The sequence below is a fragment of the Stenotrophomonas sp. STEN087 genome (assembly GCF_056759115.1).
In genome coordinates, this window is the sequence record NZ_JBRRCR010000002.1 from 78,368 (window position 1) to 92,287 (window position 13,920).

General features: G+C 67.9%; 15 protein-coding genes. 9 read left to right on the forward strand and 6 right to left on the reverse strand.

Translation table 11 applies throughout. The features are described 5' to 3' along the window. Positions 1–2: 2 nt before the first annotated feature. The 4 genes from ACVOK1_RS01025 to gmk form a co-directional block, all read right to left on the reverse strand. Positions 3–389 carry a RidA family protein gene (locus ACVOK1_RS01025; protein ID WP_481560790.1) on the reverse strand — a complete coding sequence of 129 codons (387 nt, stop codon included), beginning with the start codon at positions 387–389 and terminating at the stop codon, positions 3–5. A gap of 173 nt (positions 390–562) precedes the next feature. Beyond that, the gene (locus ACVOK1_RS01030) at positions 563–2,725 is read right to left on the reverse strand and encodes a RelA/SpoT family protein (RefSeq protein ID WP_481560791.1); all 2,163 of its coding nucleotides are present in this window, start codon (positions 2,723–2,725) and stop codon (positions 563–565) included. 105 nt (positions 2,726–2,830) lie between these two features. Continuing rightward, positions 2,831–3,127 (reverse strand): DNA-directed RNA polymerase subunit omega, encoded by a 297-nt coding sequence (rpoZ, locus tag ACVOK1_RS01035; protein ID WP_079223054.1) that lies wholly within the window; start codon positions 3,125–3,127, stop codon positions 2,831–2,833. Between the two features lie 110 nt (positions 3,128–3,237). Next, complete coding sequence (gene gmk, locus ACVOK1_RS01040) at positions 3,238–3,903, reverse strand: guanylate kinase (RefSeq protein ID WP_108769867.1); 666 nt, start codon at positions 3,901–3,903, stop codon at positions 3,238–3,240. Positions 3,904–4,146: 243 nt separating this feature from the next. Between gmk and ACVOK1_RS01045 the strand changes: the two genes are divergently transcribed. Continuing rightward, positions 4,147–4,461, forward strand: a complete 315-nt coding sequence (locus tag ACVOK1_RS01045) for a type II toxin-antitoxin system RelE/ParE family toxin (protein ID WP_481560792.1) — start codon at positions 4,147–4,149, stop codon at positions 4,459–4,461. A gap of 3 nt (positions 4,462–4,464) precedes the next feature. After that, positions 4,465–4,761, forward strand: coding sequence for a NadS family protein (gene nadS, locus ACVOK1_RS01050; RefSeq protein WP_079223060.1), 297 nt, complete (start codon positions 4,465–4,467; stop codon positions 4,759–4,761). 23 nt (positions 4,762–4,784) lie between these two features. Here nadS and ACVOK1_RS01055 read toward each other — a convergent pair whose 3' ends face one another. Together ACVOK1_RS01055 and ACVOK1_RS01060 are read right to left on the reverse strand one after the other, a co-directional pair. After that, positions 4,785–5,234: a hypothetical protein gene (locus tag ACVOK1_RS01055; protein ID WP_481560793.1), complete on the reverse strand. Its 450-nt coding sequence runs from the start codon at positions 5,232–5,234 to the stop codon at positions 4,785–4,787. Positions 5,235–5,293: 59 nt separating this feature from the next. Then, entirely contained in the window at positions 5,294–6,154 is an 861-nt protein-coding gene (locus ACVOK1_RS01060) for a YicC/YloC family endoribonuclease (RefSeq protein WP_108769871.1), read from the reverse strand. Between the two features lie 124 nt (positions 6,155–6,278). Between ACVOK1_RS01060 and rph the strand changes: the two genes are divergently transcribed. From rph to pepQ, 7 genes are all read left to right on the forward strand, one after another. After that, positions 6,279–7,004, forward strand: a complete 726-nt coding sequence (gene rph / locus ACVOK1_RS01065; RefSeq protein ID WP_481560794.1) for a ribonuclease PH — start codon at positions 6,279–6,281, stop codon at positions 7,002–7,004. Continuing rightward, a complete protein-coding gene (locus ACVOK1_RS01070) occupies positions 7,001–7,387 on the forward strand; it encodes a VOC family protein (protein WP_481560795.1) in 387 nt (128 codons plus the stop codon). The genes rph and ACVOK1_RS01070 overlap by 4 nt, the downstream gene beginning before the upstream one ends. After that, entirely contained in the window at positions 7,387–7,983 is a 597-nt protein-coding gene (rdgB, locus tag ACVOK1_RS01075) for an RdgB/HAM1 family non-canonical purine NTP pyrophosphatase (protein ID WP_481560796.1), read from the forward strand. Before ACVOK1_RS01070 ends, rdgB begins: the two co-directional genes overlap by 1 nt. 57 nt (positions 7,984–8,040) lie before the next feature. Further along, positions 8,041–9,273: a radical SAM family heme chaperone HemW gene (hemW, locus tag ACVOK1_RS01080; protein WP_164075215.1), complete on the forward strand. Its 1,233-nt coding sequence runs from the start codon at positions 8,041–8,043 to the stop codon at positions 9,271–9,273. A gap of 149 nt (positions 9,274–9,422) precedes the next feature. Further along, positions 9,423–11,699 (forward strand): DUF1631 family protein, encoded by a 2,277-nt coding sequence (locus ACVOK1_RS01085; protein WP_481560797.1) that lies wholly within the window; start codon positions 9,423–9,425, stop codon positions 11,697–11,699. Continuing rightward, entirely contained in the window at positions 11,696–12,070 is a 375-nt protein-coding gene (locus tag ACVOK1_RS01090) for a PilZ domain-containing protein (RefSeq protein ID WP_108769876.1), read from the forward strand. Before ACVOK1_RS01085 ends, ACVOK1_RS01090 begins: the two co-directional genes overlap by 4 nt. Positions 12,071–12,145: 75 nt before the next feature. Further along, positions 12,146–13,477 carry a Xaa-Pro dipeptidase gene (gene pepQ / locus ACVOK1_RS01095; RefSeq protein ID WP_481560798.1) on the forward strand — a complete coding sequence of 444 codons (1,332 nt, stop codon included), beginning with the start codon at positions 12,146–12,148 and terminating at the stop codon, positions 13,475–13,477. Positions 13,478–13,920: the final 443 nt, after the last annotated feature.

The window sequence follows — 13,920 nt, forward strand, 5'->3', positions numbered from 1 at the left end:
GGTCAGTCGATGACCATCACCGCGTCGACCTCGAAGTTGGCGCCCTTCGGCAGGCCGGAGACTTCGATGGTGGAACGGGCCGGGAACGGGGCCTGGAAGTAGTCCTGCATGACGGCGTTGACCTTGGCGAATTCGGCCAGGTCGGTCAGGTACAGGCCCAGGCGCACGACCTTGTCCAGCGAACCACCGGCGGCTTCGGCCACGGCCTTGAGGTTTTCGAAGGCGCGGCGGGCCTGCGCTTCCACGTCACCCACGCCGACGATGTCGCCGGTGGCCGGGTCCAGCGGAATCTGGCCGGAGAAGTACACGGTGTTGCCGGCGCGCACGGCCTGCGAGTACGGGCCGATGGCGGCAGGTGCCTTTTCGGTGTTGATGATCTGGCGGGACATGGTCGCTCCGGTGCGTTGGGGGAAAACAGAGCGGTGATTGTACCGGGTGGGCGCGATGTCGGCTGGGGTCGGATCCGTTTCCCGGCGGGAAACGGCTCTGACCCCGTGCATGCGATCGGGTCACGCGATGGGGTCAGAGCCCTCTCCGCTGGAGAGGGATCCGACCCCGTGCGTTATTGGCGGCGTACCGACTGCACCACCGACAGGCGGCGCAGGCGGCGCATGACTTCGGCCAGGTGGTTGCGGTCGCGCACCTGGATGTTGAACGCCAGCACGGCGGCGTTGAAGTCGCGGTCCAGGTAATCCACGCGCTCGATGTTGGAGTGGCTCTGCGCGATGGCCGCGGCCAGCTGCGCCAGCACGCCGGTGCCGTTCTCCACTTCCACCACCAGCGCGGTGTTGTAGTCGCCGGACACGGTGGTGTCCCAGCCGATCGGCACCCAGCGCTCGGGCGACTTGCGCAGCTCGGCCAGGTTCGGGCAATCCACGCGGTGCACCACGATGCCCTTGCCGGCGGTGTGGTAACCCATGATCTCGTCGCCGGGGATCGGCTGGCAGCAGCCGGCGAAGGTGACCACGCCACGCTCGCTGCCGTTGATGAGGATCTTTTCCTGCGAGTGGTGGCGCGAATGCGGGCCGCCGCGCAGCTCGGCATAGGCCATCAGCGCCTGCGCGGCCTGGGTCGGCATCCAGTTGCCCAGCGCCACTTCGGCCAGCAGGGCCTCCAGGCGCGGGAAACGGTGTTCGGCCAGGAACGCATCGAGGCGCCCCTTTGGCAGGCGTTCCAGCGACGAATCCATCGCTTCCAGCGCGCGGTCCAGCATGCGGTGGCCCAGCTGCACGGCGTCTTCGTGCTCCAGCTGCTTGAGCTGGTGGCGGATGGCGGTGCGCGCCTTGCTGGTGACCACGAATTCCAGCCACTGCGGCTTGGGCGTGGCCGAACGCGCGGTGATGATTTCCACCGACTGCCCGGACACCAGCTTGGTACGCAGCGGCACCAGCTTCTTGTCCACGCGCGAGGCCACGGCCATGTTGCCGACGTCGGTGTGCACGGCATAGGCAAAATCGAGCGCGGTGGAGTTGCGTGGCAGGGCCAGGATCTTGCCCTTCGGGGTGAACAGGTAGACCTCGTCCGGGAACAGGTCGACCTTCACGTTGTCGAGGAATTCCAGCGAGGAACCGGCGGCGCGCTGCGAATCGATCAGTTCAACGATCCAGGCATGGGCACGGCTCTGCGCGCTGTTGGGCGAATCGCCACCGAACTTGTAGGTCCAGTGCGCGGCCACGCCGCGTTCGGCGATCAGGTCCATTTCCTCGGTGCGGATCTGCACTTCGATGGGCGAACCGTAGGGCCCGAACAGCACGGTGTGCAGCGACTGGTAACCGTTGGCCTTGGGAATCGCGATGAAATCGCGGAAGCGGCCATCCAGCGGTTTGAAGGTGGCGTGCACCGAACCCAGCGCGTGGTAGCAGCTGGGCACGCTGCGCACGACCAGGCGGAAACCGAACACGTCCATCACCTGGTCGAAGGATTTGTTCTCGTCGCGCATCTTGTTGTAGATGCTCCACGGGGTCTTGATGCGGCTGACCAGGCGGTGCTCGATGCCTTCCTTCGCCAGCCGCTGCGACAGCTGCACTTCCACCTGCGCCATCGCCTCGCGGCGTACCACCGGCTGGCTGCGGATGTGTTTTTCGATGATGGCGTGGCGCCACGGGTACAGCGCCTTGAAGCCCAGGTTCTGCAGCTCGCTCTTGACCAGGCTCATGCCCAGGCGCTGGGCGATGGGCGCGTAGATCTCCAGCGTCTCGCGGGCGATGCGGCTGCGCGCTTCGCGGCTCTGCGCGCCCAGCGTGCGCATGTTGTGCAGGCGGTCGGCCAGCTTGATCATGATCACGCGCAGGTCGCGCGACATCGCCAGCAGCATCTTGCGGAAGCTCTCGGCGGCCGCTTCCTGGCGGTCGCGGAACTTCAGCTTGTCCAGCTTGGTCACGCCATCGACCAGCTCGGCCACGGCTTCGCCGAACTCGGAGGCCAGCTCTTCGCGGGTCAGCGGCGTGTCTTCGATGGTGTCGTGCAGGATCGCGGCGATCAGCGCTTCCACGTCCAGGCCGAGCTCGGCCAGCACCTGGGCCACGGCCACCGGATGGGTGATGTAGGGCTCGCCCGACTTGCGCGTCTGCCCAGCATGCGCCGACGCACCGACTTCCCAGGCACGGCGCAGCAGCGGCAGCTGTTCCGGCGGCAGGTAATGGGCGGCGCGTTCGAGCTGGAGGACGTAATCAGGTACGGCCGCGGCGGTGGGCGCGGCTACCTTGGCAGTGGGGCCTGGGTTCATGCCAGAAGCCTATGCCAGCGCGCCGATTACGGCAAACCCTGAATGCGAAACAGCCCGCACGGGGCGGGCTGTTCAGCGGTCAAGCAACGGCATTGATCGATGCGATCAATCGTCGTTCTTGGACATGTCTTCGTCGGCGACCACTTCAGCGGCGGCCCACTCCAGCGCTTCACGCTCGGCACGCTCGCGCTCGGCCTTCTCGACTTCGTCGATCAGCGCGTTGTCGATCTTGCGGGCGGCGATTTCGCGCAGTGCCAGCACGGTCGGCTTGTCTTCGGTGTCGTTGTCCAGGGTGGCCTGCACGCCGTTGGCGAGCTGACGGGCACGCTTGGAGGCCATCATGACCAGCTCGAAACGGTTGTTAACGACTTCCAGGCAATCTTCTACGGTGATGCGGGCCATACGGGCTCCCGGCGACCGGTCGGCCGCTCAGTCGAATGAGGGAAAGGGGACGGAGTGTACTGGCAGGGGCTGGACAAAATCAAGCCAACCCCCACCCGATTCTTTTGGAATCAGTCAGTTGCACCCGCATCGGGGGTCAGCAGGGCCTGGATAAGGCCGGCGTGGCGGACCTTCTGGGCCTCCCGGCGCAGGCGGCTGGCGGTGAAGATGGCGCACAGCTCGTCCACGGCGGTGTCGAACACCTCGTTGACGATGACGTAGTCGAACTCGTTGAAGTGCAGCATTTCATCGCGGGCGGCGCCCAGGCGCTGGGCGATGACCGCTTCGCTGTCCTGGCCGCGCTTGCGCATGCGGTCCTGCAGGGCCTGCTTGGATGGCGGCAGGATGAACACCGTCACCGTGCCCGGCACCAGCTGGCGCACCTGCTGCGCGCCCTGCCAATCGATTTCCAGCAGCACGTCCTGGCCGGCGGCCAGCTGCGGTTCCACCGACTGGCGGGCGGTGCCCTTCCAGTCGCCATGCACCCAGGCATGCTCGAAGAAGTCGCCGTCGGCGATCATTTCCTCGAACGTCTCGGCGCTGACGAAGTGGTAGTGCTCGCCGTTCACCTCACCCGGGCGCATGGCGCGCGAGGTGAAGGAAATGGACAGGGCAATCTGCGGGTCACGCGCCAGGGTGGCGTTGACGATGCTGCTCTTGCCGGCACCCGAGGGGGCGGCAACGATGTACAGCGTACCGCGCGCAACGGCGGCCGACGGGGTGGACGGAGCGCTCATGCGCGGAACCCAAGTTGTTGATTTCGCAAAATTTATCCTCGATGTTCCAGAACCGGCGCGGAGGATCGCGCCAGCACGGCGGGAGCTGCGCGGAACATCCTGGAACCAGGCCCGGCAGATGGCTCCCCGGGGTGCGGGCACGCAACTTTAACAGAGCGGGCTGGAATGGCTGATCTGGCCACGGAGCCAGCGGACCAGAATGTACGCCATTGACGCACATACGCCATTGGCGTACCGTGCCGTATGATCTTCGTCGAAACGCCGACGTTCACCCGCCTCATCACGGCCCTGATGTCGGACGAGGACTACGGTGCCTTTCAAACGGGGTTGGCGGCCAATCCGGAGGCCGGCGACCTGATCGAAGGTACCGGTGGCCTGCGCAAGATCCGCGCTGCCCTGCCAGGGCGAGGGAAACGCGGCGGCGCCCGCATCATCTATTACTACTTCGTCACTGCGTCCCAGATCGTTCTGCTTCTGGCTTACCCGAAGAATGATCAGGACGATCTCACAGCAGATCAGAAGAAAGCGCTGCGAAACATCATCGAAAACTGGAAGTGAGCCATGGACAACCATCTTTTTGCCGAACTCATGGGCAGCGTTACCGAAGCCAACGAGATCCTGAAGGGGGAGCGCAGCCCGTCGCGCGAGCGCCATGTCAGCCCGATGGAAGTTCGCGCCATCCGACAGGCCACAGGTCTTTCCCAGCAGAAATTCGCAGACATCATCCGCGTGGATGTGGGAACGCTGCGCAACTGGGAACAGGGTCGACGGGATCCGACGGGCCCCGCGCGCGCGCTGCTGCACATCATCAAGACCAATCCGCAGGGAGCACTGCGGGCGCTGGCGGAAGCGATCTAGAGAATCGGGCCAGAAAAGGCGCCTCAGCGGGGCCGGCGCACCCTCGCCGCCGCAAATCCCGGAACCGAGCCGCACAACACCGCCTCGACGTCATCCAGCCCCAGGCCGGCATCAAGCGCTTCCAGCACCAGGAACTCACCCGTAGACCCGGTGAGCCCGGTGTTGTCGACCAGGCTGCACCAGACCAGCCGGTCAACAGGGCTGAGGACCTGCCGCTGCTGGTCGAGCCGGGACGCATAGACAGCGTGCCACCGGCGTCGCCCTGCCCTGTCCTGCTGGCTCCAATAGCAGCGCGCCGCGTCGACCGCCGCGCGTTGATCGGCATCCAGGCGATCCCCAAGCCGGTCGCAAAAGCCCAGGGCCAGCGCCGCCTGGGCGCCTGCGTCATTTTCCAGGCCGGCGACATCCAGAACCTCATCGAGCAGGTCCAGGGTAGGACGTATCGGCAGATGAGGGTCGTTCGCGTCATCCATGCGTGGCTACCTGCACTCAACCCAATGAAGAAGGGCGCCCGAAGGCGCCCCGCTGCACATCATTCGATGTTCTGAACCTGCTCGCGGATCTGGTCGATCAGCACCTTCAGCTCCACCGCGGCATTGGACGTGCGGCTGTCCACCGACTTCGAGCCCAGCGTGTTGGCTTCGCGGTTGAACTCCTGCAGCAGGAAGTCCAGGCGGCGGCCGACCGGCTCGCGCTGCTTCAGCACGCGGCGGATCTCGACGATGTGGCTGCCCAGGCGGTCCAGCTCCTCGTCCACGTCCAGCTTCTGCAGCCACATCACCAGTTCCTGCTCGGCACGGCCGGGGTCGACCGGGTGCGGCAGGTCGGCCAGGCGGGCGGCCAGCTTGGCGCGCTGTCCGTCGCGAATGGCCGGGATCAGAGTGCGCACGTCATTGGCGATGCGCTCGATGCCGTCCACGCGCTCGGCAATGGCGGCGGCCAGCTTGTCGCCTTCGCGCTCACGGGCGGCGACGAAGCCGTCCAGTGCCTGGTCCAGCAGCGACAGCGCCTCGGCCTGCAGGGCCGCTGCGTCGGTGGCCTCGCCCTGGGTCACGCCCGGCAGCTGCAGCAGCTCGGTGAAGCTGACCTGCAGGTTGGGGAAATCGGAGGTCAGGCGGTGCGCGAGCTGGCCCAGTTGGCCCAGCAGCGCTTCGTTCACCTGCAGGCTGGCGGCACCTTCCGGCGCGCGCAGGCGCATGACCAGGTCCAGCTTGCCGCGGCTCAGGCGGGCGGCGATGCGCTCGCGCAGCTGAGGTTCAAGCGCACGCAGTTCCTCGGGCAGGCGGGTGCCCACTTCCAGGAACCGGTGGTTGACCGAGCGCAGCTCGCAGCCCAGCGTGCCCCACGGGGTGACGCGCTCGCCGCCGGCATAGGCGGTCATGCTTCGAATCATGGAATGTGTCCGGTGCGTGCAAAGGGGGAATGGTACCCTAGCGCCCTCACCTGAGCCCCCCTGCCCGCCCCGTCAAGGTCGCGGGCATGGCGGCGTACTCCCATGCCCTTACGGAACCCGCACCATGTCCGATTCCCGCCCCAGTGGCCGCCAGCCCGACCAGCTCCGCCCGGTCGTCATCCAACGCGGCTTCACCCGCCATGCCGAGGGTTCGGTGCTGGTGTGCTTCGGTGAAACCCGCGTGCTGTGCACCGCCAGCGTGGAAAACCGCGTGCCGGGCTTCCTGCGTGGCAAGGGCGAAGGCTGGGTGACCGCCGAATACGGCATGCTGCCGCGCGCCACCCACACCCGCAGCGACCGTGAAGCGGCGCGTGGCAAGCAGGGCGGCCGCACCCTGGAAATCCAGCGCCTGATCGGCCGCAGCCTGCGCGCCTGCGTGGACCGCAACGCCCTGGGGGAACGCACCATCACCCTGGACTGCGACGTACTGCAGGCCGACGGTGGCACCCGCACCGCCGCCATCACCGGCGCCTACGTGGCCCTGGTCGATGCGGTGAACGTGCTGATGAAGCGTGGCGACATCAAGCGCAACCCGATCCTCGGCGCCGTGGCGGCCGTGTCGGTGGGCGTGTACCGCGGCACCCCGGTGCTGGACCTGGACTACGCCGAAGACAGCGACTGCGACACCGACATGAACGTGGTGATGAACGACGGTGGCGGCTTCATCGAGCTGCAGGGCACCGCCGAAGGCCATGCCTTCCGCCGCGATGAACTGGACGCGCTGGTGGGCCTGGCCGAAAAGGGCGTGGGCGAGCTGCTGGCCGCACAGCAGGCGGCGCTGTCGGCATGAACCGCCGCATCGCCCTGACCACCCTGGTGGTGGCCGACTACGACGAAGCCATTGCCTGGTACACCGGCAAGCTCGGCTTCGCCCTGTTGGAGGACATCGACCAGGGCAGCAAGCGCTGGGTGGTGGTCGGGCCGACCGATGGCAGCGCTGCCGCCCTGCTGCTGGCCCGCGCCAGCAACGAGGAACAGCGCAGCCGCATCGGCAACCAGACCGGTGGCCGCGTCGGCTTCCTCCTCAACACCGATGACTTCCACCGCGACCACGCGGCGATGGTCGCCGCCGGCGTCGAATTCCTGGAAGCGCCGCGCGAAGAAGCCTATGCCACCGTCGCGGTGTTCCGCGATCTGTACGGCAACACCTGGGACCTGTTGGAGCCCCGCTGATGAAGACGCTCGTGCTTGCCAGCCACAACGCCGGCAAACTGGTGGAAATGCAGGAGATCCTCGCCGACCTGCCGCTGCAGATCACCTCGGCCGCCGAACTGGGCCTGGGTGACGTGGAGGAGACCGGCCTGACCTTCGTCGAGAACGCGCTGCTGAAGGCACGCGCGGCCTGCGAAGCGACCGGCCTGCCGGCACTGGCCGATGATTCGGGCCTGATCGTCGATGCGCTCGGCGGCGCGCCCGGCCTGTACAGCGCGCGCTACGCCGGCCACCCGACCAATGCCGCGGCCAACAACGCCAAGCTGCTGGAAGCGATGGCCGACATTGCCGATGGCCAGCGCAGTGCCCGCTTCTATGCGGTCATCGTGCTGCTGCGCCATGCCACCGACCCGCAGCCGCTGATCTGCGAAGGCCGCTGGGAAGGCCAGATCATCCGCGAACTGCGCGGTACCAACGGCTTCGGCTACAACCCGGTGTTCCTCGATACCAGCCACGGCCTGACCGCCGCGGAGATGGAGCCGGCGCTGAAGAACGCCATCAGCCACCGCGCCACCGCCCTGCAGCAGCTCAAGCAGCAGCTGGCCCGCTGGCTCTGACGCCCCTCTGATTAGCCCAGGGAAGCCGGCCAGCGGCCGGCACTACCGATGAAACCCATGCCGCACGACCACGACCACTGCAACCACCTGCCCGGCGAAGCCTGCTCCGCCGACCACGCACACGACACCGCGCCGCGCCTGGTGCCGCCGCCGCTGTCGCTGTACGTGCACCTGCCGTGGTGCGTGCGCAAATGCCCGTACTGCGATTTCAACTCGCACCAGGCCAAGGGCGAGCTGCCGTTCGAGGCCTACATCGATGCCCTGCTGCGCGACCTCGACCAGGACCTGCCGCTGGTCTGGGGCCGGGTGGTGCACAGCGTGTTCTTCGGTGGTGGTACGCCCAGCCTGTTCCCGCCGGAAGCGATCGACCGCTTCCTGCAGCAGGCCAGCGCGCGCCTGCGCTTTGCGCCCAATGCCGAGATCACCCTGGAAACCAACCCGGGCACCGCCGAGCACGGTCGCTTCGACCGCTACCGCGCGGCCGGCGTGAACCGCCTCAGCTTCGGCATCCAGAGCTTCGACGATGCCGCACTGAAGCGCCTGGGCCGCATCCACGACAGTGGCGAAGCCGAGCGCGCGGTGAAGATGGCGCAGGACGCGGGCTACGACAATTTCAACATCGACCTGATGTACGCGCTGCCGGAACAGACCCTGGCCGGTGCCGAGGCCGACCTGGAACGCGCCTTCGCGCTGCAGCCGGCACACATCTCGCACTACCAGCTGACCCTGGAACCGAACACCGTGTTCTTCGCGCGGCCGCCGCAGGGCATCCCCGACGAGGACAATGCCTGGGACATGCAGGAGCACTGCCAGGCGCTGCTGGCGCAGGCCGGTTTCGGCCAGTATGAAGTGAGTGCTTATGCCCGCCCCGGCCGGCAGAGCGCGCACAACCTGAACTACTGGCGCTTCGGCGATTACCTGGGCATCGGTGCCGGCGCGCACGGCAAGATCAGCTCCGGTGCCGAGGAACACGTGCTGCGGCGCTGGAAGCTCAAGCACCCGCAGGCCTACATGGACAGCGCCGGCAGCCCGGCCTCGTTCGGGGGCGACGAAGTGATCGCTGCCGACCGCCTGCCGTTTGAGTACATGCTGAACCTGCTGCGCCTGCACGAGGGCTTCGGCCTGCGCGACTTCGAATCGCGCACCGGCCTGCCGCGCAGCGTGCTGGACGCACCGCTGGCCGAAGCCGTGCAGCGCGGCTGGCTGGAGGTGAGCGGCGACCACGTGCAGCCGACCGAACTGGGCCGTCGCTTCACCAACGATGTGGTGAGCCTGTTCCTGGAGGAGTAGCGCCGGGCCATGCCTGGCGGATGCGGCCGCTGGCCGCCCTTCGCTGCGTTTGAACGGGTGCCCACCGCAGAAATTCCTCAAGTAGCGCCCGCGGCTGCCGACACGGTAGATTCCCATGTCGATTCGCGGGAATCCCGGAACTGCACCCGATGTCTGCCGCTTTCCCCTTTGCCACCCCTGACAGCGCGCGCCTGGCCGCCGCAGACCTGCCCCCCCGCGTGCGCGAGCTGCTGGGTGAACTGCTGGTGCTGTGCCGCCATGTGCTGACCGCGCCGCTCATCCTTACCGTGGAAGCGGCCGAACAGGCGTTGCTGCACGATGCCGACCATGCACGCAATCCGCAGATGCAGGCGGAGCTGCTGGCACAGCGTGGCCAGCTGCACGCGTTTGCCGGCACCTTCTGCGACCGCATGCTCGATGCGCTGGCCGACAGCCTGGTGCAGCTGCGTGCGCCGCAGGACACCGCGCCGCCGAGCGCGCCCGCTCGCCCGCCGGGCCTGCTGGGCCTGTCGCTGGTGGATGACCACGAAGTGGACCGCAACCTGGTGCTGACCGAAATGGTGCGCCGGGAAAACCAGCGTTCGGGCAATTCCCTGAACCTGCTCGGCCAGCGCCTTGCGGTGCTGGCCGCCGCCCCGGCGTTCGACAACGACACCCTGCCGCTGGCGCCGCAGGCGCTGTGCACCCTGGTGCGGCGCCTGGCCGAACAGGATGGGCTGAGCGCGGAACTGCAGCTGGCGCTCTATCGCAGCTTCGAACGCCAGCTGCTGGAACGCCTCGGCGATGTCTTGGAGCGCTCCAACAACCTGCTGGCCCAGCACGGCGTGCTGCCGGGCCTGGTCTACACCCCGTACCTGGCGCGCTCGTCCAGCACCCGCCGCATCATCACCCAGTCCGTCGGCGGTGGCCGCGCGACGCAGCCTGCACCGCGTTCGGCCGAGCCGTTGACCGGCTGGGGCAGCACCGGCCGCGCGGGCTCGTGGTCGGCGCTGATGCAGAACGCCTTCGCCGACACCGTCCCGCCGGGTGCAGCCAACCCGGAACTGACCACGCCCCCGGCCAACCTGCTGCACGACCTGCTGCAGCAGGCCCGGCACGCCGCGCCGATGGCCATCGAACCGCCCTCGGTGCCCAGTGGCCTGGTGGATGCGGTGCTGGCGCGCCTGCAGGCCCAGGCCGGCGCCGCCACCAGCATCACCGACCTGCAGACTGCCGTGACCGCGCAGCTGCGCAGCGAGCACGGCGCGCAGGCCCAGCTGGCCAGCCACGATCGCGACCACCTCGACCTGCTGCGCCTGCTGCTGCAGCAGGTCCAGCAGCAGCAGCGCCCCGACCCCGTGCCGGCCGCCCTGCTGGCCCGCCTGCAGGTGCCGCTGGCGCGCGCGGCGATGGCCGACCCCGCCTTCTTCGTGCGCGACGAACACCCCGCGCGCGAACTGCTCAACACCATCGCCGAAGCCGGTGCCAACTGGCTGGGCGACGATGACGTGGACCCGCAGCTGATGCAGCGCCTGGCGCAGAGCGTGCAGGGACTGCTGGGCCAGGACGCGCGCACGCCCGAAGCGTTCGCTGCGGCCAATGAAGAAATCCAGCAGCACCAGCGCGCCGCCGCGCATCGCGCCGAGCTGGCCGAACGCCGCCATGTGGAAGCAGCGCGCGGCAAGGAGCGGTTGGCCCTGGCCCGCCGCGAAGCCAGCGCGCAGATCGACCAGCAATGCCAGGCACAGGAGCCGCCGCGCTTCGTGCAGACCCTGCTGCGCGAGGCCTGGGCCGACGCCCTGACCCTGACCCGGCTGCGCCATGGCGATGACTCGGCGCAGTGGCAGGAACGCCTGCAGCAGACCGAACGCATTGCCGCGGTCACCGCCGCGCCCGCCGAGGCCGACAGCGTGCCCGACGCGCCGCTGGCCGCGGAAGTGGAAGCGGCCCTGCTGCAGGTCGGCTACCACCCCGAGGAAGCCTCGGCAGTCGCCCGCCGCCTGGCCACGCCCGGCGGCGAGGACGAGCACACCTCGCGCACCGAACTCAGTGCACGCCTGAAGGCGCGCGCGCGCCTGGGCGAGCATGCGGCGGGCAGCACCAGCACCCACGACGCCGCACCGCGCACCGCGGCCGAACAGGCCTGCCATGAGCAGCTGACCAACCTGCCCTTCGGCAGCTGGTTCGACCTCGCCGACGAAGACGGCAGCGTGCGCCGCCAGCGCCTGTCCTGGTACAGCCTGCTGACCGGCCACGTGCTGTTCGTCAATCCGCGCGGGCAGAAGAGCAGCGAGACCGACCTGGATACGCTGGCCCGGCAGATGGCCGCAGGTCGGGCGCAGCTGGTCACCGAAGAAAAAGGCCGCCTGGTCGACCGTGCCTGGCAGGCCAGCCTGTCTGCCCTGCGCGCGTTGGCCGCTCGTCGCCGCCAGGAGCCTGACGCATGAGCCAGTTACCGCCGCAGGACACCCGCCGCGCACCGCGCCGCCAGGTGTCCGACCTGGTCCCGGTCACCGACCAGATGCGCGACAGCGTGGTCGGCCGGCTGGGCAATGTTTCCGAAACCGGCATGCTGATGCTGGCCAGCCAACCGCTGCGCGACGACGCGCTGTACCAGCTGCGCTTCCCGCTGCCGCTGGGCGACGGCCGCAGCGCGGCCATCGATGTGGGCGTGCACCTGCTGTGGAGCGAGCCGGCGCATGCCCCGGGGCAGAGCTGGGCCGGCTTCCGTTTCCTCACCCTGTCGCGCGAACATCGGCAGCTGCTGCGTGCCTGGATCGGCGAGGACAGCGACGAGGCGCCGGTTTCGACAGGCTGAGTGCCGGTTCCTGCACAGCGGTTTTTTGCGGTATGCGGCAGAATCTAGGGCCGTTTTCCGTGTCGAGCCACCGCAATGATCCAGCAAGACCCTGGCGCCCTGTATTCCGACCACCTGGCCGTGCTGTGCCGACGCGCCGAACAGGCGCTGGCCCGCGGCGGCTTCGACCACCTGGTGGTGCCCGGCGGCACCCTGCACTACCAGATGTTCGACGATCGCGATTACCCGTACGCAGTGAACCCGCAGTTCAAGGCGTGGCTGCCGCTCACCCGCGTGCCCAACAGCTGGGTGGTGTTCACCCCGGGCAAGCGTCCGGCGGTGATCTTCCACCAGCCGTTCGATTACTGGCACGTGGTGCCGGACGCCCCCAGCGGCTGGTGGGTGGAGCACTTCGACATCCACATCATCCGCAAACCGGAAGAGGCGCTGGCCCTGCTGCCGGCCGATCCGTCGCGCTGCGCGATCCTCGGCGAGCCGCAGAGCGCGCTGGGTGCCTACGTGCCGAACAACCCGGCGCCGGTGGTGAATTACCTGGAATGGCACCGCGCCTACAAGACGCCGTACGAGGTCGCACTGATGCGTCAGGCGCAGGTGCTGGGCGTGCGCGGCCATCGTGCTGCCGAGGCGGCGTTCCGCAATGGCGCCGATGAGTTCAACATCCACATGGCCTACTGCCAGGCCGTGGGCCAGGATGCCAACGAGCTGCCGTACGGCAACATCGTTGCGCTGAACGAACACGCCGCGGTGCTGCATTACACCGAACTGGGCCGCACTGCACCGCAGCCGCTGCGCAGCTTCCTGATCGATGCCGGCGCCAGCGCGCACGGCTACGCCAGCGACATCACCCGTACCTACGCGGCCAAGGGCCACGACGAATTCGCCGCGATGATCGAGGCCGTGGACGCGGCCCAGCAGCAGATGTGCGCGGCGGTGCGTGCCGGCTTCGACTACAAGCAGCTGCACGTGGATGCGCATCTTTCGCTGATGGGCGTGCTGAAGGACTTCGGCGTCATCAAGGTCTCGCCGCAGACCGCGCTGGAAACCGGCGTCAGTGCCGCGTTCTTCCCGCACGGCATCGGCCACCTGATCGGCCTGCAGGTGCACGACGTGGCCGGTTTCGCGGCCAGCGAGGAAGGCGGCCGCATCGAGCGCCCGGCCGGCCATCCCTACCTGCGCCTGACCCGCGTGCTGGAACCGGGCATGGTGGTGACCATCGAACCGGGCCTGTACTTCATCGACATGCTGCTGGACGAAGTGAAGGCTGCCGGCCATGGCGATGCGGTCAACTGGGACCGCGTGGACTTCTTCCGCCCGTATGGTGGCATCCGCATCGAAGACGAAGTGCTGTGCACCGAGGGCGAAGCGGACAACCTGACGCGTCCGGAGTTTGCGGCAGCCAACGGCTGAGCCCCTCGTGGCTGGGCGCAGGGTGCGGCGCGATTACTGACGCCTGGCCGGGCGGATGGGCTGCGCAGGGGACGCTGCAAGTACGTCCATGTAAGCTCGGTCGCCGCATCCATGCGGCTCACGCCCCTGCGCAACCCATCCGCCCGGCCACGGACAATTTCCGTGCGCGGCCAGCCACGGAAAAGAAAAAGAAAACCAAAAGCGGATCGCTCGCTGCGCTCGCTCTGTATCGACCAAGGTCGACACCTACCAGTAGATCCACGCCATGCGTGGATGATTCATTCGATATCCCACAGATGTGCCGACCAACGGTCGGCACCCACCAACAACCGCTCGTACCAGTAGATCCACGCCATGCGTGGATGATTCATGCGATATCTGACAGAAAAATCGTGTCGACCAAGGTCGGCACCCACCAACAGCCGCGCGCGCCGGTAGATCCA